Raw genomic sequence first — 25,768 nt, forward strand, 5'->3', positions numbered from 1 at the left:
TTTTTAAGTGTTTAAAAAGGCAGAGCATTACGCCCTGCCGTTCATTCATATTTCCTACGAAAGCTTATCCAGCTGTTCTTTGTGGGTTTTCACAAATTCATTCAGGTAAGAAGCCAGAAGCTCTGTGAATCCTACTTTATTGTTCTTCAGCAGCCAAAGCATATACTGATAACTTGAGACTTTTACCGTATCCGTGGCCATTGCATCTGTAGGTTCAGCCAGGGGTAATTCTACCGGTTTGTTGTTATGATCACGGAGACAGCTCCATGTTTCCTTATAGATTACCCACTCCGGAGCAGGAAGGGAAATATTGATCTCTTCACCGGTTTCATGGTCTTTCAACACCTGCTCATAGCTGAAGCTGATAAACTGCTGTTTAGATTTGGCATCCATATCCAGTACCCGGATATTTCTTTCAAATTGCGGAAGCTTTGGGTGAGCCTCCAGTGGCAGTTCAGCCAGGTGTAGTGATGTGTTTTCAATGCTGTTAAGCATTTGCTTAATGTTTTCGGGTATGATTAAATGTTTGTTCATAATTTTATGTTTAAAATGTAAATGCCTGGACTATTGATGTATTAATATTTTTTGAAGTTGTGCCATTGGAAACGGCAAGGGACAAGGCCACCGCTTCCGTCGGTGTAGATACAGATTGTATGATTGAAACACCGGCAACTGTAATTGTTTGAGTGCATATGTTCCCCATTCTTGTAATGATTACACTTCCGTTCAATATAGTTCCTGCCATCTCTGTCTTATTTGGATTTGTGATAATATTATTCCATAGAATACAAGAATAATAGCCACCACTCCGGAAAGATCCCAGCACAGTTCTAATGAATGAATTATCACCCAACGTATTGGGGAGCGTACTCTGAAGTAAGCCTAAATAAGCATAAAAATCGATTATATCTCCGGCTCCATTACCTGTGGTAGAAAGAGTTATGTTCATTTCTATATAGAAATTCGAGCCCGCCGGAAATAATACACTGCTTTTGGCTGCCCCCACGATTACGTTGGGTTCATAGGCATACTGCTTGTTATTTGTATTTGAACTGTATGACATTAAGCCTCCATTCGTGCTGAAAACAGTATTCTCCTGACCGGGATTATAGGCTTTTGTTTCCCACGTAATTGCACTGATATCAATATTATTGATGTTCCCTACAACATTGACGGATGACACTGATCTATGGGTCTGAATCGTTGGCGAAGTAGTTCTTATTATGATATTATACTGTGATCCTCCCTGTAAAGCGTTCCCTTTAATAGTCACAATCATAGATTTACCATCGGCTGAAGTTTGAAAGCCTAAGCAATCTATCTCGCCGATACCAATAACATTTCCCACAGGAATAAATTTGACAGAAGTAAATGCAGAATTGACATTCAAATTTAACCCCTGTAATACCAAATACTTTACAGTGTTATCGTTTTTAAAGATATTAGGCGCAATAGAATAGACATTTAAAGCTCCGTTACTGTATTGATTATTCCAAGAGATACCGAACTGTTCTTTTTCTGTTTGTGTTAAAATGCCTGGTAGTTTTTTGAACATTTCTTTAGTGTTCGTTTTAAAAATTCTGCCAACAGAGTTTTGTGCAAGGACCATATTCACTGTTGAATCATTGGAACCATCACTCAATCCGGTTATTGAGTAATACAGCCCGGAAGTATTCAGTGTCCAGTTGGCTCCTAATGTCAATCCTGCGCCGGACACCGTTGTCAGAGATGAATTTGCAATATTTTTTCCCAAATCCCCGGCAGGCAGTTTTGCCGTATTCCCGTTAGCATCCAGTCCTACTACTTTTGTAAAGTTCTGAGTGTTTCCGTCAGTTAATGGAACATTGAGTTTCTTATCCATATCTTCATTCACATTTTTATTGAACTGAGCCTGATTCAAAAATCCCTCCGACACCAGATTTGGATCAGAAATTTTAACCAGACCGTCATTAAAATCCTGAGCAGAAGGATCTGTAGCAGCTGTTTTCATATCCCCATTTTCATCAATGGCATAGTCTGTATAAGTAGCTGCACCGGGTGCAGCTACTTGGTAAATGACATTTGTTTCTCTTTCTCCTTCGGGAGGTAATACATTTACCCTAATAATTTTTCCTATTGTGGACATCTTTGTGTTGTTTTAATTAATTATGATTGATTGTTTTTATTTCCAGTCTCCGGAAATCATTTTCGCAGAAGCCGTTACAGGTTCCTGTACACCCAGAAGATTGGCATTGTGCTCAAAATTAAATTTCTCCTCCGTCATTACTTCAGACGGCACTTCGAACTCTTCCGGATTCTCTGTACTGAAAGGCAGCGCATGTCTTACTTTCAGCCCGATACTTTCCGCCTGAAGAATATTCAGGGCCGTAGGAAGTCTTGTGATCCATGATTTCCCTTGTTTCATACCTTTTGGTTCTTTCATTTCATCAGCAATTGACAGGTAAAGCTCGTCTCCAATGACAGGAACTTCACCACCATTCCAGATTTTTCCTGTTGCCAGATAGAACTGTACCGCTTCTTCAAATCCCGGACGTACTGTCGCCACTACTCTTGCCATTCCGCTCTGCATGAAGGCTCTGAATAAAGGATCCGTATCCTCAGACTGATAAAGGTTCAGCCAGTTTTGCTTATTGCCCCAGTAGTATGGATAAAGGTTGTATGAAAGGTTTTCCCACTCAAAAGCCTGCTCCATGAATTTCACAAAAGCGGTGTATTTGTCCAGACTGCTGTTCAAAACCGTTTCATAGTTGCTGAAAGCAGATCCGCTGGTCAATCCCTCCAGACCATATCCATGAGTAGATCCTGAAGTTCTGTCTGACATATAAGAAATACAGTTTTTGCGTAAAATGGTATTTTCAATCTGGCGGTAAAATGCAGGATTTGCACCTTTGATCTCTACTGCTTTATTTTTTTCTTCAGTCAGTTTATTGTTGTATTCTACCAATGCATCTTCATAGGCGTTCATAATGGCTTTAAATACTTTTTGATACCATGCGTCTTTAGCTTCCTGTGTCAGTTGAAGATCAACTACACAATTTGCTGTTCCTGAGAAAATCTCATAAAAAGTAGCTGAAATAGGAACTGCTTTAGAATAAGGCTTAGCAAAAGATTTTCTTGGATAAAATTTTAACTGTGACCAAAAGCCATGATGGAAGAAATCCTGATCTCCTACCATAATGCACATCGCAGACTGGCTGCTGTCTCCGGCTGCACTGTACCCGGCCAAACAGCTTACGGCTACATATCCGTCCGGAACCTGAATTTCGTCTTTAAAAGCACCATGCTGAATCGCGCTGTTTTCACCCGTAAACTGACCGCTTAAAGATTTTCCGATGCTGTAATTCTCAACAGGTTTTTCAGGGATTTCCACGTTGTATTTTGATACCCAGTATTTTAAAACAGCATCTGTTGTAAGGGCGTCATAATTTTTCATGGGCATCACCGTTGATGTTCTTGGATCTTCCGGCTTGACCAGGTCGATCTGATCAGGGGTTTTCTGAGAAGTCATCCCCAATAGATGTAATTTAGCAGGTTCCGGAACCATGAATTCAAACATCATTCGTTTGCCATAGTTGTAGATCTGGTTTTTCAGCAGTTTATCTACCCATCGGTACACGCCCACTACATTTTTATCGCCTTTACGGTTATCAAATCCGTGGGAATTGTTTTCCTCGAATTCATCAATGATCTTTTCAATTCTTTCTTCGTGGATTTTTGTCACGATTCTGTCCATCGCTCTTGCCGTAATATCCTGAGCCTGCGTCACAGCCTGTCTCGTGCTTTCGTCTTTTGAGCGGTGGTTGGCATAATTTGCCCCTACGTTCATTGAGTATGAAGGTCCTATTTTAAAGTTTGCATTGGCAAATCCCGCAAAATCATTAGATTCCTGCAAAATTTTAGAAACTTCAGACTGCATTTCAAAACGATTGGCTGTCGTAGTATCAGAAAGCTGCTCTCTTTCCGTATCTGAAGATGAAGTGGTGGTATTTTCGCTTCTTCTTAATTTCCGGGTAGATTTCTCACGATATTCTCTTCCCATGATATTCTCAATGTGCGCTACTTCTCCCTCTACATAAGCATGGGTGCTCTGCTCAACTTTCAGATAATCTGCAATTCCGATCTGTTTGAATCCGAATCCTGAAGGAATAAAATTCTGCTCCTCATCAACTGGTACAACCGGATTTCCTGTGTCTTCAGCAATAAGTTCAAATTGAGAAGAGATACAGCCTCTTATTGTAATTCCCGGTGTTTTAAAGTGAGCAACACGTCCATTGGTAAAAGATATTCTAAGATCAAAAGAAGCGCCCTCAAACATGGCGAATTCTACTCCCTGTCCCAAAAGATCATTCAAGAAAATAGTATTGCCGTTTCTGGATTTCACAAAATTAGATCCTGTCTGAGTCGGTAAGCTACCACTGACTAATTCGTAATAAATGCTTGACACATCCCAGGAAGCATCAGGAACATTTAATGCCATGGTAAGTCCGAACAACTTATAGATTCCTTTTGGACACAGCTGGAAAGTAAATGGTACTGCCGCTGCTTTTGCCATGGGAACAATAACACCTCCGATACTCGTATAGACTTCCGTATTAGCTTCTGTATTTTCAGCAATTATTTTGTTGCTCTTTTCTCCAGACCCTGCGATCAAAACGGCGATTTCTGAAAACGTATTTCTTCCTTCCAGTAACTGATTCAGATCAGGTGCGCCACTTGCGGCCGCACGTTCCTTATCTGTAGATACCTGTTGAAAATCGTAGCCTAAAATATCCAGTAAGGTATCCAGACTTTCAGGTTTCAATGCCCGTGTAAGATATTCTGCTTCAATTTCAGAGCGGAACTTAAAATGAAATTTTTTAATCGCAGGTTCAGGAACACCGGGGATTTGCTGACAAGGATCTTTTGGATCATAGGGCATACCCGGGGTTCTTGTCGGGCAGTATTTTTCTCTGTTTGCTGCCACTTTAGCATTATATTCGGCAATGGCTTCCGCTATCCCTTCCTGATATTCTGCGTACTGAATTTCATATTCTTTCTTATACTCATCCCGATACTGTTTCTCCAGGAGAATAAAGTTCTTTGCCAGTTTTTCATATCTGTCAAGTTTTAGCTTTCCTTCGGAGACGAGTTGCTGCTTCTTCATTTCTTCAGTAGGCGAAGTTTCCTTAAACTCATTGGCTGCCATTTTTGAAAGCATCTGAGTTCCTGACGTTTTATTTTCATCCAGCATCAATTCTTTGGGAAGAACGACTCTTGCATTAAGAAGAATTTTATTGCGTTCTTCCGTTCCGCTGTTATCAATGATATGCATTGCCAGGAGCATCTGCATCACTGTTTCTTTGATATAAAAATCTTTCTGGGCAACCACTTGATAAATAAGGTTATTCCACAGTTGAATATTATCGGCCGTAAAAGCTAAGTGAACATTAATTTTTTCTAATAATTCATCATTTGTACAGGTCTCTTTGTTTCTGGCAATCCATGAAGCTAATTCATACAGATTTGTATGGTTTTCTTTTAAAAAATTTTTGTCAGAAATATAATCCGGGCTTTGCTGAAAAATACCGGCATATTCTCTTAATAATCTTTGCTTAGGCTGTCCCGGGTGATCTAAAACATGTTTATAAAAGTGACTGTTTTTTAATTCCTCAGGAGCAAGCACAAATCTTTTATCCTGCTCTTTTTCATCAGACAGCTGCGGGCTTCTTAAGCTTACGAATCTGAAAAGTGTCTGTGTGGGAATGTTTTCCACCGGTGATCCGGCAGCATTGTTTTCAATCTTGTTCATTTTTTGTGATTTTTTGTGTTATAATACTGATAAGATGGAATGTCATTTTGGAATTATGACTTCAGAAATGAGCCTTATTTTTTAAGGTGGTATCCGGCAAGATATCCACCCTTTGTTTTAAAGTCTGTTTTCATTTGTGTGTTTTTGTAAAGCAAATATCAGAGCCGGAAGCGACAGAACTTGACGTGTTGAAAAAAAATCAAATTAAGAATCAGATTTTTAGGTTGAATCTAAGGTTAAAGTTGAGAAACGTCAATGGTCAATTTTGCTTTGCAAGTGAATGGTGAATTTCTGAGCAGATTTCAGACGACCCGAAACCCGCATCCTAAAACTCATCACTCATCATTTAAAACTCATAACCTCTCAAACCAGCACCACGTATCCCGAAACTCATAATTCCCAAATATTTCCTATATTTATTCCATGTCAGTGCAAATACAATCCTATCCCGCATCCGGTTTTCCCTCAGATTTTAACACTGAGAATTATGGTGTGGTTTTATTGAAGAGTTCTGGTGTCTTTTCGGTTGATCAGATTAATTATTCTTATGAAGGCTGTACTGTTCTTTTCCTGACCCCTTATCAAAAATTAAAATTGATTTCAGAAACAGATGATCCAATTTTTATTCTGTTCTTTCACGGCGATTATTACTGTATAGAGTATCACAAAGAGGAAGTGGCCTGTAATGGGCTTTTGTTTAACAATATTTACCTTAATCCAAGTATTAAGCTGGCGTCAGAGAACTACGAATATATTCTCGGGATCTTTAATCATATTCAACATGAACTTTCTGAAAAACATCTTTTCTCAGAATCCATCATTAAAACATACATACAGCTGATTCTGGCGATCTGCAGCAAACAGAAAAGCGGCAGTCTGGAGGAACAAATATCCACAGGACGGCTTCCCAATAAAAACGCAGCCGAATTTCAAAAACTGCTGGAACTTCATTTTAAAGATGAAAAAGAGCTTTCATTCTACAGCACAAAACTCAATATTACCAACAACACCCTGAGCAAAGCTGTTAAGAAAGAATTTGATAAAAGCCCCAGCCAGCTCATCAACGAAAGAATTACACTGGAAGCCAAAAGACTTCTTCATTTGACGTACCGCTCTGTGAAAGAGATCGCTTCAGAGCTGGGATTTAGTGATGAATTTTATTTCAGCCGTTATTTTAAGAAATCCGTGGGCTGTTCACCCAAAAAGTACCGGGAAAAAGTAGGCATTTCCATTGTGGCTAAAATGTCCATGTAATGTCCTGATATCTCTATTTTTATGCATCCTGCAGCGGTATACCTTTGTCAAAAAAGTAAATCAGATGCAAACAAATACACTTTACACCCGCCTTCTTAGATTGGATTCTTATTTTCTTAATTTTTTAAGAATCTCCATATTCATCGTTATGGCCTGGATCGGAGGACTTAAAGCTTATCAGTATGAAGCTGACGGAATTGTTCCTTTCGTAGCCAACAGTCCTTTTATGAGTTTTTTTTATAAGAATGCTCGTAACAAAGTACTTAACGAGGACCAAAAACCGGTCTCAGAGTATACACTTTACAAAAATCCGGAAGGGAAAACAGTAAAGAAAAATATCCACTGGCACACAGATAACGGAACTTATGCATTTTCTTACGGATTGGGGACCATGATCATCATTATCGCTATTTTGGTATTGCTCGGCATATGGTTCCCAAAGATTGGAGCTTTGGGTGCGGCTTTAACCTTCATCATGTCTTTTATGACATTATCATTTCTTGTAACAACTCCTGAAGTGTATGTCCCTAATCTGGGCGGAGATTTTCCTACGCCACAATTCGGATTTCCTTATCTGTCGGGAGCCGGAAGATTGGTTTTAAAAGATATTATCATGATGGCTGCCGGGCTGGTGCTGTTTTCAGACAGTTTAAAGAAAGTTCTCAAAGATTCAGGCAGCCTCTCAAAACTAAACACTTAGTTTTTAAAGATTTAAAGTACAAAACAACAAAAAGAAGCTACATTTTGCAGCTTCTTTTTGTATTTATTTAAAGATAAGATTAATGAGTTCCGCCTCCTAATGCTCTGTACAAATCAACTTCGGCATTGAGCTTTTCCAGAGTAACATTCACGGCTTCCAGATCGTTCTGAAGTTTGTTATTCTGTGCTGTGATGACTTCCAGATAGGTTGCCATTCCACTTTTATACAGTTTCAACGCATCGTTGATTCCTTTATCTAAAATAGCCGTTCTCTGCTCCAACAATTCCAGCCTTTCGGAAGAACCTTTGGATTTAGCCATCGCATCAGAAACCTCTCCCACAGCTGTCATGACAGACTGTTTAAAACTGATCACCGCTTTTTCCTGTTCTATCACTGCCGTTTCGTAGGCTGTTTTCAGCTCTTTCTTTTGAAAAATAGGAGCTGCGAGGTTGGCTGCCAGTGTTTTGGTTATTGATCCCGGCAAGTCAAACCAGGTATTAAATTTGTTCGAATTCACCCCAATCTGTGGCGAAAGACTGATGCTTGGGTACATCGCTACTTTTGCCAGCCCTGTTTTTGAATTCAGGCTGACTACATTGAATTCTGCTGCTTTCAGATCCGGACGGCGGCTCAATAACTGGGCAGGAATACCTTCTGACAGGTTATTTTGAGGAATCATTTCAGCCAGATGACCTTCTCTTTCAATGCTTCCGGGATATTCTCCGCAAAGAATGCTCAATGCATTTTCCTGAACGGAAATATTCTGTTTGGCCAGTGGGATCAACAGCTCCGCCGTTTTTTTCTGTGCTTCCGACTGCTGTACCGCCAGTGAATTGATCTGCCCGGCTTTGAACTGAAGATTCATCATCTGAAGCGTGTTATTGCTTAAATCAATATTTCTCTCCGCTATTTTCAGCTGTTCATCCAGACTTATTAAATTATAGTAAGCCTGCGCCACCTGAACAATAATTCTGCTTTTTAAGGCATTCAGGTTTTCTTTCTGAGCAAAATATCCGGCAGCAGCTGATTCTTTCTGCATTTTTGATTTCCCCCAGATATCCACTTCCCAGGAAAGTCTCAGGGAAGCACTGAAATCATCGATGTACTTATTTCCGGTAAACTGCTCGTTAAGTGATCCGTTAAGACTGTTTTTCGAGGCCCAGCTTCTGTTGGCTCCAGCACTGAAATCAAGCGTTGGCAGCAATGCATTTTTTGCCTGTTTATAAGCAAGATCCAGTTGTTCCATATTCTTAAGCGCTATGGAAACTTCATTATTTTTAGCCAATGCTTTTTCTATTAATCCCTGAAGTTTCTGATCTTTGAAGAACGTTTTCCAGGGAAGTACGATGGTATCTCCGGTTACCTTTACCGGATCTCTGTATGCTGACGGGATATTGACGTCCGTTCCTGCATATGGTTTTCTTACAGCGCAGGATGCCAATACAAATATCGTTGCACCGTAAAAAAGTATTTTATTGATGTTAAATAGTTTCATTTGATGGTTGATTTTCCGGTTTCTCATTATATTTCTTTGATGAAAACTTCTCATCCAGATATTGAAAAAACATATACAATACTGGAATGACAAAAACGCCCAGTACTACACCGCTCAGCATTCCCATCGCCGCACTTGTACTGATGGATCTGTTTCCTGAAGCCATTCCTCCTGAAGAGATCGTCAGCGGGATCATTCCTGCAATAAATGCCAGGGAAGTCATGATGATGGGCCTCAATCTTGCTTTTGCTCCGTCTAATGCAGACTCCAGAATAGACAGCCCGGATTTTCTTCTCTGCACCGCAAATTCTACGATAAGAATGGCATTTTTAGCCAGAAGTCCGATTAGCATGATCAATCCGACTTGTACGTAAATGTTATTGTCCAGCCCGATCGCTTTTATTCCCAGAAACGCTCCTACCACTCCTGTAGGAATGGAAAGCATTACCGCCAGAGGAAGGATGTAGCTCTCATACTGTGCGGCAAGCAGCAGATACACAAACAGCAGACACAGTCCAAATATGGCAATGGTTTGGTTTCCGGCTGATTTTTCTTCCAGACTTAATCCGGTCCATTCGTAGCTGTAATCGGAAGGAAGTTTATCCAGTGTTTTTTCCAGTTTTCCCATCAATTCTCCGTTACTCACACCCGGTTTTGGGGATACGTTGATGTTCAATGAATTATAAAGATTATATCGCTGAGTGGATTCAGGTCCGTAGACTTTATGTAAGGTGATCATGGTATTGGCCGGAACCATTTGCCCCTGATTATTTTTCACGAAAATATCGTTGAAAGCCTGTTCATCCATTCTGAACATCCCATCCGCCTTGATATTAACTCTGTAAAACTTCCCAAATCTTGAAAAATTCTGAGACTGATCTCCTGAAAAGTACGTCTGAACAGTTCCCAAAAGATTAGAAATGCTTACTCCCAACTGTTTGGCTTTATCTTCATCCACCTCAAGTTCCATCTGCGGATAATCTGCCCTGAACATGGTATACGCAAACCCTACTTCCGGCACTTTCATCAGTTGTCCGATAACCTCATCCGCTTTTGCTTTCAGTGCCTGCGGATCTCTTCCCATTCGGTCCTGAAGCACAATCTCTGCATCATTGGTCATCCCGTATCCTTCTACGGGTGGCATTCGGAAAGTCATTACACTTCCTTCTTTAATGGAAGCCAGCTTTTCATTGACTCCGTTTAAAATTTCATCAATATCCTGGACTTTTCCTCTTTCTTTTTTAGGTTTAAGTTTCACAAATCCCATCGCATAAGCCGGACCAGCACTGTTACTTAATAAATTGTATCCTGTGATGGATGTATTTTCATAAATTCCCTCTACATTTTTCAGGATAGCATTGATCTTGGCTGCTGTTTCAGTCGTTTTGGTCAAACCTGTTCCCGGCGGCATGCTTAAGGTGTACATAAAAAGCCCGTCATCTTCCATCGGAACGAAACTTTTTGGAGTACTGGTCATCAGCCATGCTGCCACACCGATTACGCCTACCACCAAACCTCCAGCTATCCATTTGCGTCCGATCAGGAATCTTACACCGTTTACATATCGGTTCGTCATATTATTAAAACCGGCATTGAAGGCTACTGCAAATCTTTTCCCAAAGCCTTTCGGATGTTCTCCGCCTTCTGAATGATTGTTTTTAAGGAATACAGCACACAAAGCAGGCGTTAAAGTCAAGGCATTCACTGCTGAAATAATGATGGCAATGGCCAATGTATAGGCAAACTGCTTATAAAACATCCCTGCTGATCCGGACATAAACCCAATCGGAATAAATACGGCAGACATCACCAGGGTAATGGAAATAACCGCTCCTGTAATTTCACTCATGGCTTTGTGAGTCGCTTCTTTCCCTGAAAGATCTGTCCCTTCCATATTGGAGTGAACGGCTTCTACGACGACAATGGCATCATCCACCACGATACCGATGGCCAGTACCAAAGCGAAAAGCGTCAGTACATTGATGGTGAATCCCAATACCAGAAGGAAAAAGAAGGTTCCTATAATGGCAACGGGAACGGCTATTGCCGGAATAATAGTAGATCTGAAGTCCTGCAGAAAGAGAAATACGACAATAAACACGAGAATAAATGCTTCGATCAAAGTAGATTTTACCTGTCCGGTAGCTTCATCCAGTCTTTCTTTTGTACTCATCACCTTGGAATATTTTATTCCGGGAGGAAATGATTTTGAAAGCTGTTCTATGGATTTGTCGATCCCTACTTCAATGGCATTGGCATTAGAACCTGTCGTCTGCATAATCGCTACAGTCACCGCATTTTTCCCATTGGAAAGGTTATCTCCGCTGTAAGAAAGCGACCCGAATTCTACACGGGCGACATCTTTCAGGCGTATCAACTTGGTTCCGTCGTTTTTAACGATAACATTTTCATACTGTTCCGGTTTGTTCTTTTTTCCTTTATAACGGATTACGTATTCCAGCGCTGCATCAGACTCCTCGCCCAGCTTTCCCGGGGCAGATTCTAAACTGTGATCTGCAATAGCATTGGAAACATCAGCCGGTTCAAGGCCATACGAAGCCATTTTTTGAGGATTCAGCCAGATTCTCATGGAGTAATCTTTAATTCCGAATACCTGTGCCTGTCCTACTCCTTTTACTCTTTTGACCTGCGGAATCAGGTTGATATTGGCATAATTCTGCAGAAATGTTTCGTCATATTTACTGTTATCATCGGTATAAATATTGAAAAGCATCACCATGCTGTTCTGCTGTTTGGAAGTCGTCAGTCCCATTCTTACCACTTCCTGAGGAAGTATCGGAGTGGCCTGCTGAACCCTGTTTTGTACATTAACCGCGGCCTGATCCGCATTAACGCCCTGTTTGAATATGATAGAAATGGAGAAGCTTCCGTCGTTACTGGCGGTAGATTTCATGTATTCCATATCTTCCACTCCGTTGATCTGCTCTTCCAGAGGCGTTACCACAGAACGTATTACAGTTTCACTGTTTCCGCCCGGATAAGAACCCATAACGGTAATGGTGGGTGGCGAAATGTCCGGGAATCTGGTTACCGCCAGCTGGTTCAGTCCTATAATCCCCAATATGACAATGATCAGAGATATTACCGTTGCCAGTACCGGACGGTCTATTATCTTTTTTAACATGTTAAATTTTCTAAGAATGAATGATTATCTATTATTTCACATCCGCTGACACCAGCGCTCCGTCTGTAAGCACGTCAATCCTGTTCACTGCGATTTTATCACCGGCTTTGACTCCGTTTTTCACAAAATAATCCTGAGATGTGCTTCCTGAAATTTCAATCGGGGACATTTTTACTTTATCCTTCCCTTCCAGTTTGTATACGAAGAATTTATCCTGAATATCTTTGACTGCCGTTTTGGGAAGCTTTACAATTCCGTCCAGAGACTGATGTAATAAAACTCTTGCTGTTCCTCCTGCTCTCAATAATTTATCCGGATTCTGGAAAACGGCTTTCATCTGAATGCTTCCTGTATTTTTATCAAAATTCCCGCTGGCATTTTCTACTTTTCCTTTGTAGGAATATTTTGAACCATCAGCAAGGATGAGTTCTACATTTTCTGTCTGTTCTCCTGATGCTGCTTTTCGGCTGTAGGTTATAAAATCTGCTTCATTCATTGAGAAGTAGACATTGACCGTATTGATGTTCGAAAGTGATGTCAATGGTGCAGTGTCTGAAGGACTGATGAGGTTTCCTACCCTGTTCGGGATTCTTCCGATATAACCGTTTACCGGTGCTTTGATGTAGGTGAAATTGGCATTGATTCGTGATGAACCTAATGAAGATCTCGCCTGTGCTGCCTGTGCCGCTGCTGCATTATAATTGGCCTGAGCCGTTTTGAGCTGCATATCGGAAACAACTTTTCCTTCCACCAAAGGCTTTAGCTTTTCCACTTCCAATCTTGCCGTTTCCTGAGCGGCTATAGCGGCTTTCAAACCAGCTTCATTACTATTCACCTGCTCGTTATAAACAGAAGGGTTGATTCTGAACAAGGTTTGACCTTTATTCACATACTGACCTTCTTTTACATAAACGGCTTCCAAATATCCTGTAACCTGAGCTTTAATATCTACATTGTCCTGTCCTTCAATACTTCCCGGATATCCCGCGGAAACATCTGCATCACCGGATTTCAACTGAATAAAATCTGTAGGTACCGCACTCATCTGCTTAGCTGTTTCCTGACCGTTTCCCGAACCGCAGGAGCTAAGCCCCACAACAGCGGCTAACGACAGCACCCAATATCCTTTTTTATAATTCATAATGATCTGTTTTTAAATTTTACACTTGCAAAATAAGCGCACAGAATAAGGATACGGATGAAGAAATCCGGTGAAACGTAATTAATCGCAGATGAAACGTAGGCTGAGGAAAATGAAAAAATCTCTCACGAGAAGATTTCAGGTATAAGATTTTTAGGTTGAAGCTGAGATTGAGGAAAGTGAATGGTCAATTTTTAAGGGAGATATCAGACACGAGACATCAGATTTCAGACATTTAAGTTAAGGCTGAGATTGATGACCGTCAATGGTCAATTTTGCTTCGCAAGTGAATGGTGAATTTCTGAGCAGATACAAGATTTCAGACAAATCCAAAACCCACGTTACATGATTCATAACTCATTATTTATACCTCATCACTTTCCGAAACTCTAAAACTCTAAAACGCTCCGACGCTCAAACCCGCACCTCGTATCCCGTACCTGCTTTTAATAATCCATCCAGGACTTGAAGACAGAGGCTTTTTCTCTGCTGACGATGATTTCCATGTCAGGCTGTTGTTTTCGGAGTTCCAGTTTTAGTTTTCCGTTGAAGTGGTTCAATACCTGCTTTACAGAGTCTATGTGAATAATGAACTGCCTGTTTGCCCGGAAAAAGAATTTCGGATCCAGCTGTCTTTCCAGTTCTTCGAGAGTTTGGGGAACATTTTCTACCGCACCGGTATTCAATACTGCTTTGCTGATTCCGAGTTCTGTGTAAAAATAGAGGATATCTTCAGCCAAAACGGTTTTGTATCCATCGCGATGGGCAAGAAGGAAGCGTTTTCTGTAGTCTTTAGGCTGGATATAATTCAATAACCCCTCAATCGCTGTTCCTACGAACGGAACGGTTTCTATAAAGGTTTCGTAGCGCCTCAGTGCGGTTTCCAGCTCATCTTCTTCTATCGGTTTCAGAAGATAATCGATACTGTTGTATTTAAAAGCCTGTACGGCGTATTCGTCATAGGCTGTTGTAAAAATTACGGGGCTGCGAATGTCAAATTTATTAAAGATCTCAAAGCTAAGACCGTCTGCCAGGCGGACATCCATCATGATCATATCAGGAGCAGGATGATGATTCAACCACTCCACTGCTGAGGTAATGGATTCTTCTACCGACATGATTTCCACGTGAGGCCTCAGTTTTAAAAGAAGCCTTTTCAATCGGTCTGCATTCAATTTTTCATCTTCGATGATTAAAATCTTATTAATCTTCATATCAGGGGAAGTTTTACAATGAATTTGTTTTCTGTCTTTTCTATTTCCGGCTTTCCATAGCCTAAAATCTCATACCTGGCTTTGATATTTCTGAGTCCGACACCCGAAGAATCCGGCTTATTGATCAGTGGCAGAAATGTATTCGCAACCACCAGTTCTTCAGTTGGAAGCGTATAGACTTCTATTTCCAGCGGATTTGTTTTTGAGGTTTGATTATGTTTAATGGCATTTTCAACCAAAAGTTGAAGAGATAACGGAACGGTGTACATTTTCCGGTGTTCTTCGCGGACATCAATCTTAAATATAACGCCGTCTCCTATTCTTTTTTCAATCAGAAAAATATAGGATTCCAGAAACTTCAATTCTTCTTCTACAGCAATGACATCTTTCCCTGAATTGACGAGAAGATAGCGGTAGACTCTGGCAAATTTCTCTGAATATTCATAGCCCAGCTGCTGATCTTCCAGAATAAGTTCGGAAAGCACACTCAGATTATTGAAAATAAAATGGGGATCTATCTGTAGTTTAAGGGCCTGAAGCTCTGCAGCCATTGCGGCCTGTTTATGTTTTGAAGCTCTGAGTTTATGCTGGGCAGCTTCTTCTGCGGTTTTTTTCCAGTTTTCCAGCAAATAATCTACGGTATTAAAAGCGCTGATAATCAATGATATCATGATATTCGTCGCGACCCATTGCCCTAAAAGCGTGAATTCCTTGCGGTAATCAAGTTTGGTCAGGTTTTCTGTCGTACTTTCTATGATAAAGTTGACGATGATGATGATGAGTACACTTCCTACAATCTGAAGACCGCACTGGATGAGAAGTCTTTTCACCGTTCTGTTGCTCCAGGGAAGAAGTTTATTAAGGGTCCTGTCGATGAATATACTCACCTCTGACAGAAGGACGGAGAAAAGAATTACCCACAAGAAATCTTCTACCATAAGCTGCCACGGCCCATTGAGATAATCCATCCACGCAGGATCAAACGGGTCAATCAGGTAGGAAAAAATATAAAAGGTAATAATGGCCACCAGCCAGATCACCAGCCTTCTTTTTGCGGTGGAAATAATTTTCCTGTTTCGGGTTATCTTTTTTCTGATTTTGCCAATCCTGTTCATATTCGGGACTTTGTAAGTGTAAATATAAAAATTGATTTGATAGGAAATCTTTCTATTTTGAACGAGCCCGCGAAAAGAGCAGGTGAAACGTACAATAAGCCGTTTAGAATGTACCTCAACGTTTCATCATCAAAAAAATACATTTCATCACCTTATTCAGTCACGTCACCCTCTTTTTTATAAAGAAGAGCGCTTTGTCATCCTAATTTTGCCGTATTGAATTGGGAAAGAAGAACAATTTTCACCTCATCAAATAATAAATGCCTCATACTATCAATCCCCAAACATAGATTAAGTTCAATAGAAATCTGAAAATATTTGAATTATCCTTTTGCCTTAACCGGCTAAATTTTACACTTAATCTTGTTAGTAAGGCCCGGCAATTGCCGGGCCTTTATTTGGTTTGATCTTAAAAAGTTTTGAAGAGTCCTATTCCTATGCTTTTATCCTGATAGAAAGGCATGATCATGGTCGCCGTATTTTTGTTTTTACCTTTTAAAAGAGTATTGATTTTAGGGAAAAGCCAGTAGGCCAATTCGGTGGACAGAATTCCGAAACCTGCTCCTGCAACTACGTCTCCTACCCAGTGTTTATCATTCAGCATCCGGTAGGCTCCTGTAAAAACAGCAATAGGATATCCGGATAAACTCAGCCAGAAATTGGTGTCTTTATACTCCCGGAACATAAACTGAGCGGAAGAAAAAGCGGCTGCGGTGTGCCCTGATGGAAAAGAAAGGTTATTAGACTGATCGGGTCTTTCTTCTTTCACAATATGCTTCAAAGGAAGCGTAATGGCTGCTGATATGATCTGGGATGTAGCGTATATAATGGTCCGGTCCCTGAAATTATGTTTCCCTTTAATTCCTGCTGCATTTAAGCCATAGACCAGAACTGCAGGTGCATATTGTGTATAATTATCCAACCTGATATGATCCGGTTTGTGCTCATTGATTTCGTCCCTGGTGGAAAAGTTGAGCTGCTTCAGATCTTTTACCGTTAGGCTGGCCACTCCATAACTGATAAAAGCGGCAGGAATAATTAAGCTTTTGTAATTTAAAGCAGGCTTTTGATTATTCAGTGTAACCGCACTATCCTGCTGAGGTTTCTGCACCTGAACCGAATCATTTTGGGCGGCGAGTCTGCCATATGCTGACAATAAAACAATACAGCAGACCGTTATTTTCTGATGAACAATTGACATTTTGATCGTAGTATTAGTTGGTTATTAAAATTTATAGCTGTACCCAAGTCTTACGACCTGTGTCTCATAATAATCATCGCTTGTGTACTTAAATCCTGAGCCCTGAATCTGTTTCTTAATCACCATCGTATTCAAGAGGTCTGATGCGTTCAGGAATAGTTCTCCTTTCCCATTCTGAATAGATTTTTTTACGCCCATATCTATTGAAAATCTTGACTTTATTTTCCCCTGCGGAATAATATCCGGAGCTAAATAAACAGCAGTAAGCTGAGCATCAAATCCTTTAGAAAATTTGAATGTATTGTTGAATTTCAAGTTCCCGGAAACCGCCGTCTGTATGTCCGCTGAGAAAACAACAGGCTGCGGATAGAGATTCTCCACCGAAAAAGCATTGATCTGGTTACGGTACAGATTTCCATTGACATTGAATGAATACACCTTCGATACTTTCTGATTCCAGATCATTTCCAAACCTGAATTGTAGCTTTTTCCTGCATTCTGAAATACAGCATAGATTAAATTACTTTGTGGTGCCGTACTGGAAATCCTGGTAATCGTTCCATCTGCAAAACGATGGTATAAAGCTGAGTACAGATACCCATTATCCCAATTGTACTTGTGCCCCATTTCTATTGAGTTGGTAAACTGAGGCCTAAGTCCCGGGTTTCCTACTTTAATAATTTCGGCGTCATCATATTTCGGAAAAATCCTGATATCTACTTCGTTAGGGCGGTCTACTCTTCTGTTATAAAATATGGACAGTTTATTATGATCATTAAGCTTATAGGCTAATCTCAAATTGGGAAACGGCTGTGTATAATTATAACTGTCGCTTTTGTAAGTAGGATGGTTGGGATTGACATCATACTGAACTTTTACATATTCAAGTCGCACCCCAAGCTCTGCTTCCCATTTTTCATTTTCGAAAATATAATTTCCGTAGACCGCAGGAATTAATTCTTTATAAGCCGCTTTTCCTCCTGCATTGACATCCAGAACGGAGTTGGTTCCCGGCATAAAATTCATATCGGTAGGAATGCTTCTGTTTCTAAGTTTGACTCCTGCCTCGATACGCCCGTATTTCAAAGGTTTTACATAATCTACATTGAAGTCATAGACCTGTTCATCGGATAACAGTTTAAAAGCATCCGTTCCTGTAGAAGCCGGCAGGTAATTGTCATAAAAATATTTTTCATCTTCCCTGTGGAACGTATAATTGAATCCTACGTTTAACAAATGTCCTGCTTCTTTAAATTTATGCTGATAGGCCGCCGTAGCCATCACCGTCGTTTTCAATTCATCTTCCAGAAACTGCCAAAAGCGTAGACGTTGGGAATAATCTCTATTGAAAAAAGGCTGATCACCACGGTCTATAATCTTTTCGCTTCCGTAAAGTCCGGAAACCGTCAATGTATTTTGAGTGTCAATATTCCAGTCTATTCCGGCTTTGGTAGTTAAATAATTGGTGTTCCGGTTTCTTTTTAATTGTGAATTAATGACCGTTCCATCATCATAAGTTCTGGTTACAAATTCATTTTTATTAAGAGTCTGCGTATATAAATTATCTGCCTGCAAAAAGATATTTACCTTATCTTTTCTGTAGTTAAGGGAAACCGATGGATTGATTTTCGGCGTTAAAGTATATTGCGGTCTTATAGTCGGCAGATTCTGCTTTCTTTCCCAAAGCGAGCCCAGTCCTGTGGTAAATCCTACTTTTCCGTTCCAGCCGTTCTGCTTGTTTTTCTTCATGATAATATTGATGATTCCGGCATTACCGTTCGCATCATACTTTGAAGACGGATTGTTGATGATTTCTATTTTATCAATGGCCGAAGATGGAATATTATCCAGTCCTGTCTGACTTCCGAAACCCGTCAGTGCCGTTTGTTTACCATCTATTAAAACCGTGACCTTATCATTTCCGCGCAGCTGTACTTTCCCGTCCTGAACGGTAATTCCCGGTAAATTCTGCATACTTTGCAAAACAGATCCTCCGCTCTGACTGATATTATCCGCAACGGAATAGGTCTTTTTATCAAGCTGATTGCTTATTTCGTTCTTTTTCGAAGCCGATACCACCACTTCTTCAATTTTCGTTTCCGTTCCTCCCTGATTCTGATCCAGTTCAATGGGCGGAATTTCCAAAAATTCAGAAAGACTTCCGATAAAAAGAGGCTGAGTCTGTGTGTGATATCCGGAAAGAGAAATTTCCAGTTTGTAATTTCCCGGTTTTATATTGGCCAGTGAAAATCTGCCCTCTTCATTAGTGATCGTTCCTGCCACAAATGCGGTGTCTTTTTCAGTTTTTGCCAATATATTTACATAGGTCAAAGCCGATTTGTTTGTTTTATCTTTAACGATACCTGAAATGGTTACGCCTGCTACCTGAGCAAAAGACATAACAGAAAATAACATTAAAAAAATTAACAGCCCTGTTCTCTTCATTGTATTTAATCTTTAATTTCCTTTATAAATTTCCCATTACGGTCGAAAATCAGGTCTTTCCCTTTAATTTCCGCTTCGTAGGTAACAGTTCCTTTTGCATCCTTTATTTTGGCAGCCTCCTTTATTTTTTGATTAGGATAATGTTTAGCCAGATAGCTTTTTATAGGTACAGAAAGGGCATTAATGCCAATCTCCGTTTCGGTTTCAAGAATTTGACCGGATGGGTTGATCACGACGGATGTTTCAGTTCCTTTGATTTTAAATCCTGCTTCATAATTGTCGTTTTCTTTTTGCCATTCTATCTGCTGGACAGATGGAAACTGTTTTTGAAACCCCTGTTGAACTGATGCAGGAACATTTTCTTTTTTAATTTTCTGAGCATTCATGGATGCTGCCGCAGCTATTGTCAATAAAAATATTAACTTTTTCATTTTTTTAAATTTTAATTGGTTGTACAATATTGGATGATGATTTAGAATAAATTTTGAATTTTCAGTTATTCGAGTTTCGAGTTTCGGGATACGTGTACATCGGGAGGTGATGAGTGATAAATGATGAATGATGAGTTTTAAGTTGCAGGTTTGGGATTGGGATTGTCTGAAATCTTGTATCTGCTCAGAAATTCACCTTTCACTTGCATAGCAAAATTCACCATTGACATTCCTCAGTCTCAGCCTTAGTCTACATTACTTAATTCTCTCTTCTGTTTTCGATGCGAAATAATGATCATCAGAAACAATAAGGCTAAAGAAACCAATGATGCGTAGAGTGTGCTCAGATTCAGCCCGCCTTTTGCAATGGGTTTGGTCAGAAAATCCCCGAAAGTTGCCCCAAATGGTCTTGTAAAAACAAAAGCAATCCAGAATAGTAAGACATGATTAATCCTGGTGAAATAATGCAGAACGACCACAATAAGGATAATAACGCCTGTGATTATGGCTCCGGCCAGATAACTGTAACCCAGATTATCGCTCAGAAAATCCCCAAATGCTGTTCCCAGGCTGTTGGAAAAGAGAATGGCAATCCAGTAATAGATTTCTTTATTTCTTTCAAAAACAGGAAATATTTCCAGGTTGCCGTATTTTCTGTACCATAAAAAAAGTGTTGTCAGAAGGCCTGTTATCAGAATTAAACTGCCCATTAAATAACCTGTTTTAAGGGTTCTGTCTATAAAATCTGAAATTTCTGTCCCGAGTGTTGTAGTCCCTACAATGACCAGCCAGTAAATCACCGGAATATATTTTTTCGCATTCAGCTGTATGGAAATAATGATGATAAAAAATAAGAGGGTGATTCCTATTCCGGCAGTATAGCCCAGCCCGAGTGTCATAGAAATAAAATCGCCCAGTGTTTCGCCCAGCGTGGTTGCTGTTATTTTCATCAGCCAGAAAAGAAGGGTTACGGCTGCTACTTTATTTAGAGCATTCATTTTTTTCTTGCAAATTTCAGATCCAATTTTGTAGAAATTTAGAATATCGGTATAGTAAAGAGAGAAATGTGATTTTTTAAAGATTTTTTTTAACCACAAAAGTTTTAAATTCCTTAAATATTTTAGAATACTTTAGTTTCAAAAGTTTTTATATCCTGAAAACAGTAAGACCATATAAGCCGAAAATCCAAGATTTTCATTGAACTTAAGTGTACTTTATATGTGGAATATTTTCATCTTAGAACTAACTAAAGTGTTCAATGAACTTCTGTCGTTTATATTTTCTTATCTCTCGCAGATTTCTCAGATGAGGCAGATTTTAAGCATGTTCTTTAATAAAAGTCTTTGACTTTTTCTAAACTTATGTGCTCTTATATCCGCAATACATTTTACTTAAAACAACTAAAGTGTTTAAAAACTTTTGTGGTTGATATTTTTTAACCACTGATCTTCATAGATGATAAGGCATGTTTTTTTTTGAAACATTAAGATCAATGAAGGATGTAAGATTAGTTAAGAAAAATCAAGTGATTTTTTAAGCTGTACGCCTTAAATCGAAGCTAAAACTTAATATTCTTAAAAGCTTAACAGAAAATCTTAATGGTTTGAATTTTTGCTTCGTACATAATACGGATAAGCAGATGAGAAAAAGTAAAAATCTGTATCATCTCGATCTGCGTGAAATTTTAAAATCATGCGATCCGTAGTCCTATACTGCAAAAAATACCTGCCGGACAAGAATCATTTTAAAGGTTTATAGAAAAAATATGGTGATTATTTTCAAATATGTAGGATACTTTCCATCCGTGGAATGTGGAAATCTCTTTGATAATGGCCAAACCTAGGCCGCTTCCGCCACTTTCTGATGATAATTTGGAAAATCTTTTAAACAAAAGACCGGCATTCAGTGGTTCTGTCCCGGAATTGGCCACTTCAAAAACTGAATGGGTCAGTTTCACTGAAATTGAACCATAAGCCGGCGTATGACGAATGGCATTTAACAGTAAATTATTGACCAGGATTTCAATCAGGCTGTTGTTTCCATTAACCTGTACCTGTGATGAGTTGTCTTGCTCTACTGAAATATTTTTTTGTTCAAAGTGTTCCTGTACTGCCTCCATACTTTGTTCTAAGATGGCATCAAACCGAATCTCCTCCGAATTATCAAACTGGTTGTTTTCTATCTTGGCAAGGAGTAAAAGATTTTTGTTGATCCGGGAACTTCTCGTTAAAGCTTTGTTCATTTCCTCAGCAATCCGGTATTGTTTTTCCGTGAGATCTTCACTTTGCAGTAAAATATCTAATTTATTTTTCAGGATGGCTAACGGCGTCTGTAATTCGTGGGACGCATTTTCTGTAAATTCTTTCTGGGTTTTGTACACCGAAATATTGTGCTCGATCAATTTGCTCAACGACTGATTTAATTCTTCAAACTCAGCAGTATCGGTTGGGTCAAATTCAATTTTAGTCTGACTGTTCAGATTAAATTTCTTCAATTTCTCCAAAGTATCCCTGAACGGCTTCCATACCGAATCCGAAAGCTTCCTGTTGATGAACAAAAGTCCTAAAACAATCATGATAAAGAAGAAAACGGTAGTTATGGCAATAACCACAATGGTTTCCTGAGATTCTTCGATATTGGTTTCAACGGTAAAACGGAATGGTTTGTTATTAACGTAAATAATGGTTGAAAGTGTTCTGAAACGATCAATATTCGGTTCTTTGGTATAGGATTTCTGTTTTTCAAAAGTATAAATACTGTCTTTTAACAAGTCTCCTTTTTTTATATCCTGAATATCCGTTCCAGGTTGGATGCTGTTCCAGAGTTTTATACTTTCGGCCAGTTTCTGATCTGTCAGCTGCAAACGGTTCAGTTCGTAAGTCGTTTTCTCAGCGATAATTTTATTGTGCTCATCCAGTTCAGCTTTCCAAATGGTATCCACCACCAGATAATACACAGGAATACTGATGGCCAGTACACAAAGTACATAGATCAGGAATGGTTTGGTGATTTTGCTTAATAATGGTTTCATGTGTCCGTTATTTAATTACTTTCCCATTTATATCCCGTTCCGTACACTGTTTTCAGATAATGATCGCAGCCGGCGTCATATAATTTCTTCTTCAGATTTTTCACATGGGCGTATACAAAATCATGATTGTCCAGCATATCTGCAAAATCTCCCGAAAGATGCTCTGCTAAAGTACTTTTAGAAATCACTCTGTTTTTGTTTCCAATAAAATAGATAAGTAAGTCAAATTCTTTTTTGGTGAGGATGATGGTCTGATCATTCACGGAAACTGTTTTTGCAAGCAGATCGATCTGTAATTCATTCTGTTTGATAATATTGGAGTTGCTGAACTGCTTTCTGCGGATGATAGAATAAATTCTGGCCATCAGTTCTGAGAGGTGAAAAGGTTTGGTGAGATAATCATCGGCTCCCAGCTGCAGCCCTTTTATTTTGTCGTCCAAAGCATTTTTAGCGGAGATAATGATCACTCCGTCTTGCTTGTTTTGCTTTTTAAGTTCTTCTAAAATAGTAAGCCCGTTGCCATCCGGCAGCGTGATATCCAGCAGAATACAGTCATAATGAAAGGCTTCAATTTTACGCATCGCCTCACTAAATGTGGCTGCAAATTCACACAAATAGTTTTCCTCCGAAAGGTATTCGGAGATGCTTTTCGCCAGCTCGGTTTCGTCTTCTATGATCAGTAACTTCATAGTGCAAATCTAAATACTCAATTCTGAAGAAATTTTGAATTAATATAGAAAGAATATTTTATTCTATAAAGATATTATTGAAAAGGCCCGGAAATTTCCGGGCTTTACTTACATATCTTTGAATTTCAGTAATGATGCTTTTGAGGAATAGTTGCTTTGAAAAATAAACTTTCTTATCTCTTGTACATAACCTTGAGTTTTACCCTCGCCAGTTTTAAAGATAAACTGAATCTTTTTTTTGATTGAATCGAAGAAAAAAGCATTACAATACTTCCCCCAATAAGTGTTGCCAAAAAATTTAAAATCATATTGTTTTATTTTAAAATGTAAACTGTTAAAAAACTTCTGTAATGTCATTTTGTAAGTGACTGGTACAAATCTAATTATCCGAAAGGTATTCATTGCCCTCTATTTTGACATTAATTAAAAAATTACATCCTTTATTTAAAAAAAACAGGCAATGAACTGAAAAACAAGTCAATAAACACATTAAAATTTAACCTTTTTTTTCTTCTCGTCAGAGAAACAAATCGATTTCATATCTCTAAGAAGACTTTACAGATAAAACAGCCACAAAAAACCGGAGCCCTAAAAGCTCCGGTTATCCTATTTTTAATCATCATCCATTCTAAAACAAATCTGTGATCCGCTTTATCAATTCTGTATAATCTGCGGATTGTTATTGATCTCTTTGTTTGGAATCTGGAATATGAATTTATCCGGTGAAAGATTCAGTCTTCCGAACGTATGGTTAGTTCCCGTATATATTCTTTCCAAAGGAATTCCCAGTCTTTTCATATCAAACCAGGCATAACCTTCGCCCCAAAGTTCAATTCTTTTTTGAAGAATGATCTCATTGATGAGGTCGTTTCCTGTCTTGATGGATAAAGTGTAGGCACTGTTTCTTTTGGACGTGATTTCATATAAAACCTGTCTGGCTTCTGTTTCTTTTCCCTGTCTGGCCAATGCTTCAGCTTCTATATAATAAAGTGAGGACGCTCTGATGTAGATATAATCTCCCTCAAAAAGCGTAGGATCTTTAAATTTCCAGTTCACATAAGCAGGATAGTTTTTCGTCTTCGCGTTGAAAGTATAGGCAGCGCTCTGGCTTCCATTGAATACCTTTTTACGGTAATCGGTGTTGGGTATCGCATCATAAAGACGTTTATCGATCAGCTTGTAAATTTTTGCTGCACCCGCATAGCCTTCGTTGGTATTATCAAACATAGAGAAGAAAGAAGCATAATAGTTCCCGATACTCATGGTAGATACCGTGTTATGGAAACCCCATAAAACCTCAGGATTATTAATATTTGAGAATCCTGTAGTGGTATAATCATTTTCCGTCATCAATGCAATTCCTTGCTTGCTTTCATTGGCGTATTTTCCGGCTCTGATATAATCTCCCGTTTCCAGATATATTTCAGAGGCAATGGCTTTCGCTGTTCTCTGATCAATCTGAGCTCTGGACGGACGTGCATACGTATCCAGAAGAACGATAGATTCTTCAATATCTCTTTTAATCTGCAGATAAACATCTGAAACCGATGATCTTGCAAGGCCGATACTTTGGTTACTGCTCGTCAGTACCAACGGAAGTCCCGGAGCTGACTGATTGTCTTTGTAGCTTTTAGCATAGAAACGAACCAGATAAAAATAGGAGTACGCTCTCAGGGCAAGCAACTGTCCTTTGATGGCTGCATTATTGTTTTTAGTGTCGCTTTTTAAATCATCAAGAAGCTTATTGATCACAAATATCCTTGCATAAAAAGTAGTCCACACAAATTCTGATGCAGAATTACTCGCATTGGTCGCTTCATAATTGTAAAACATTCCCAGATGCTGATTGGTGGCTTGTATCACATCATTCGACATCAGATCAGATCCTCCTTTTATCGCCATAATTCCGAAATCAGAATGTGCTGTAGAGCCTCCTGCTCCATTACTGCGGAGATCCAGATAGATTCCACCCAGTATTTTTTCGGGTTTGGACTGGTCGTTACTTAACTGTTCACCGGAAATATCGCCTTCCGGAAGTGTATTTAGATCATTGGCACAGCTGTTTGTGATCATACTGATGGATAAAGCTGCTATAAAATATTTTATTGTTTTCATCTGT

General features: G+C 39.3%; 17 protein-coding genes. 2 read left to right on the forward strand and 15 right to left on the reverse strand.

Annotated features, from left to right (window positions below; genetic code table 11):
* Window positions 1-54 precede the first annotated feature (54 nt).
* Genes IW22_RS03905 through IW22_RS24125 form a run of 3 tightly spaced genes read right to left on the reverse strand, consistent with a single transcriptional unit; the run spans window position 55 to window position 5,788 of the window.
* Window positions 55-534: a hypothetical protein gene (locus tag IW22_RS03905; RefSeq protein WP_034724278.1), complete on the reverse strand. Its 480-nt coding sequence runs from the start codon at window positions 532-534 to the stop codon at window positions 55-57.
* Window positions 535-544: 10 nt separating this feature from the next.
* Entirely contained in the window at window positions 545-2,125 is a 1,581-nt protein-coding gene (locus tag IW22_RS03910; RefSeq protein ID WP_034724280.1) for a hypothetical protein, read from the reverse strand.
* A 36-nt stretch (window positions 2,126-2,161) separates the two neighbouring features.
* Window positions 2,162-5,788 (reverse strand): hypothetical protein, encoded by a 3,627-nt coding sequence (locus tag IW22_RS24125; RefSeq protein ID WP_117616557.1) that lies wholly within the window; start codon window positions 5,786-5,788, stop codon window positions 2,162-2,164.
* Between the two features lie 594 nt (window positions 5,789-6,382).
* Between IW22_RS24125 and IW22_RS03920 the strand changes: the two genes are divergently transcribed.
* A complete protein-coding gene (locus tag IW22_RS03920; protein ID WP_228383991.1) occupies window positions 6,383-7,042 on the forward strand; it encodes a helix-turn-helix domain-containing protein in 660 nt (219 codons plus the stop codon).
* Between the two features lie 64 nt (window positions 7,043-7,106).
* Window positions 7,107-7,742 carry a DUF417 family protein gene (locus IW22_RS03925; RefSeq protein WP_051891024.1) on the forward strand — a complete coding sequence of 212 codons (636 nt, stop codon included), beginning with the start codon at window positions 7,107-7,109 and terminating at the stop codon, window positions 7,740-7,742.
* A gap of 79 nt (window positions 7,743-7,821) precedes the next feature.
* Here IW22_RS03925 and IW22_RS03930 read toward each other — a convergent pair whose 3' ends face one another.
* From IW22_RS03930 to IW22_RS03990, 12 genes are all read right to left on the reverse strand, one after another.
* Complete coding sequence (locus IW22_RS03930; RefSeq protein WP_051891083.1) at window positions 7,822-9,237, reverse strand: TolC family protein; 1,416 nt, start codon at window positions 9,235-9,237, stop codon at window positions 7,822-7,824.
* Window positions 9,224-12,382 carry an efflux RND transporter permease subunit gene (locus tag IW22_RS03935; RefSeq protein ID WP_034724284.1) on the reverse strand — a complete coding sequence of 1,053 codons (3,159 nt, stop codon included), beginning with the start codon at window positions 12,380-12,382 and terminating at the stop codon, window positions 9,224-9,226. The genes IW22_RS03930 and IW22_RS03935 overlap by 14 nt, the downstream gene beginning before the upstream one ends.
* Window positions 12,383-12,413: 31 nt before the next feature.
* Window positions 12,414-13,523: an efflux RND transporter periplasmic adaptor subunit gene (locus tag IW22_RS03940; protein WP_034724285.1), complete on the reverse strand. Its 1,110-nt coding sequence runs from the start codon at window positions 13,521-13,523 to the stop codon at window positions 12,414-12,416.
* A gap of 446 nt (window positions 13,524-13,969) precedes the next feature.
* Window positions 13,970-14,737: a LytR/AlgR family response regulator transcription factor gene (locus tag IW22_RS03945; protein ID WP_034724287.1), complete on the reverse strand. Its 768-nt coding sequence runs from the start codon at window positions 14,735-14,737 to the stop codon at window positions 13,970-13,972.
* Window positions 14,734-15,852: a sensor histidine kinase gene (locus IW22_RS03950; protein ID WP_034724288.1), complete on the reverse strand. Its 1,119-nt coding sequence runs from the start codon at window positions 15,850-15,852 to the stop codon at window positions 14,734-14,736. Before IW22_RS03950 ends, IW22_RS03945 begins: the two co-directional genes overlap by 4 nt.
* A gap of 409 nt (window positions 15,853-16,261) precedes the next feature.
* Window positions 16,262-17,053 (reverse strand): phosphatase PAP2 family protein, encoded by a 792-nt coding sequence (locus IW22_RS03955; RefSeq protein ID WP_034724289.1) that lies wholly within the window; start codon window positions 17,051-17,053, stop codon window positions 16,262-16,264.
* A 24-nt stretch (window positions 17,054-17,077) separates the two neighbouring features.
* On the reverse strand, window positions 17,078-19,468 hold the full coding sequence (locus IW22_RS03960; RefSeq protein WP_228383992.1) for a TonB-dependent receptor domain-containing protein: 2,391 nt from the start codon (window positions 19,466-19,468) through the stop codon (window positions 17,078-17,080).
* Window positions 19,469-19,503: 35 nt separating this feature from the next.
* Window positions 19,504-19,929: a PepSY-like domain-containing protein gene (locus IW22_RS03965; protein ID WP_081873886.1), complete on the reverse strand. Its 426-nt coding sequence runs from the start codon at window positions 19,927-19,929 to the stop codon at window positions 19,504-19,506.
* 245 nt (window positions 19,930-20,174) lie between these two features.
* The gene (locus IW22_RS03970) at window positions 20,175-20,927 is read right to left on the reverse strand and encodes a membrane protein (protein ID WP_034724728.1); all 753 of its coding nucleotides are present in this window, start codon (window positions 20,925-20,927) and stop codon (window positions 20,175-20,177) included.
* A gap of 746 nt (window positions 20,928-21,673) precedes the next feature.
* The gene (locus tag IW22_RS03975) at window positions 21,674-22,960 is read right to left on the reverse strand and encodes a sensor histidine kinase (RefSeq protein WP_034724291.1); all 1,287 of its coding nucleotides are present in this window, start codon (window positions 22,958-22,960) and stop codon (window positions 21,674-21,676) included.
* An 11-nt stretch (window positions 22,961-22,971) separates the two neighbouring features.
* Window positions 22,972-23,649, reverse strand: a complete 678-nt coding sequence (locus IW22_RS03980) for a response regulator transcription factor (RefSeq protein ID WP_034724293.1) — start codon at window positions 23,647-23,649, stop codon at window positions 22,972-22,974.
* Between the two features lie 654 nt (window positions 23,650-24,303).
* Window positions 24,304-25,764 carry a RagB/SusD family nutrient uptake outer membrane protein gene (locus tag IW22_RS03990; RefSeq protein ID WP_034724297.1) on the reverse strand — a complete coding sequence of 487 codons (1,461 nt, stop codon included), beginning with the start codon at window positions 25,762-25,764 and terminating at the stop codon, window positions 24,304-24,306.
* Window positions 25,765-25,768: the final 4 nt, after the last annotated feature.

The organism is Chryseobacterium sp. JM1, assembly GCF_000737715.1.
Classification (GTDB): Bacteria; Bacteroidota; Bacteroidia; order Flavobacteriales; family Weeksellaceae; genus Chryseobacterium.

Excerpts from the sequence above, each read along its gene's own strand:
- IW22_RS03905 (WP_034724278.1), bottom strand. The coding sequence starts at position 534 with ATGAACAAACATTTAATCATACCCGAAAACATTAAGCAAATGCTTAAC.
- IW22_RS03910 (WP_034724280.1), bottom strand. The coding sequence starts at position 2,125 with ATGTCCACAATAGGAAAAATTATTAGGGTAAATGTATTACCTCCCGAA.
- IW22_RS24125 (WP_117616557.1), bottom strand. The coding sequence starts at position 5,788 with ATGAACAAGATTGAAAACAATGCTGCCGGATCACCGGTGGAAAACATT.
- IW22_RS03925 (WP_051891024.1), top strand. The coding sequence starts at position 7,107 with ATGCAAACAAATACACTTTACACCCGCCTTCTTAGATTGGATTCTTAT.
- IW22_RS03930 (WP_051891083.1), bottom strand. The coding sequence starts at position 9,237 with ATGAAACTATTTAACATCAATAAAATACTTTTTTACGGTGCAACGATA.
- IW22_RS03935 (WP_034724284.1), bottom strand. The coding sequence starts at position 12,382 with ATGTTAAAAAAGATAATAGACCGTCCGGTACTGGCAACGGTAATATCT.
- IW22_RS03940 (WP_034724285.1), bottom strand. The coding sequence starts at position 13,523 with ATGAATTATAAAAAAGGATATTGGGTGCTGTCGTTAGCCGCTGTTGTG.
- IW22_RS03945 (WP_034724287.1), bottom strand. The coding sequence starts at position 14,737 with ATGAAGATTAATAAGATTTTAATCATCGAAGATGAAAAATTGAATGCA.
- IW22_RS03950 (WP_034724288.1), bottom strand. The coding sequence starts at position 15,852 with ATGAACAGGATTGGCAAAATCAGAAAAAAGATAACCCGAAACAGGAAA.
- IW22_RS03955 (WP_034724289.1), bottom strand. The coding sequence starts at position 17,053 with ATGTCAATTGTTCATCAGAAAATAACGGTCTGCTGTATTGTTTTATTG.
- IW22_RS03960 (WP_228383992.1), bottom strand. The coding sequence starts at position 19,468 with ATGTTATTTTCTGTTATGTCTTTTGCTCAGGTAGCAGGCGTAACCATT.
- IW22_RS03965 (WP_081873886.1), bottom strand. The coding sequence starts at position 19,929 with ATGAAAAAGTTAATATTTTTATTGACAATAGCTGCGGCAGCATCCATG.
- IW22_RS03970 (WP_034724728.1), bottom strand. The coding sequence starts at position 20,927 with ATGAATGCTCTAAATAAAGTAGCAGCCGTAACCCTTCTTTTCTGGCTG.
- IW22_RS03975 (WP_034724291.1), bottom strand. The coding sequence starts at position 22,960 with ATGAAACCATTATTAAGCAAAATCACCAAACCATTCCTGATCTATGTA.
- IW22_RS03980 (WP_034724293.1), bottom strand. The coding sequence starts at position 23,649 with ATGAAGTTACTGATCATAGAAGACGAAACCGAGCTGGCGAAAAGCATC.
- IW22_RS03990 (WP_034724297.1), bottom strand. The coding sequence starts at position 25,764 with ATGAAAACAATAAAATATTTTATAGCAGCTTTATCCATCAGTATGATC.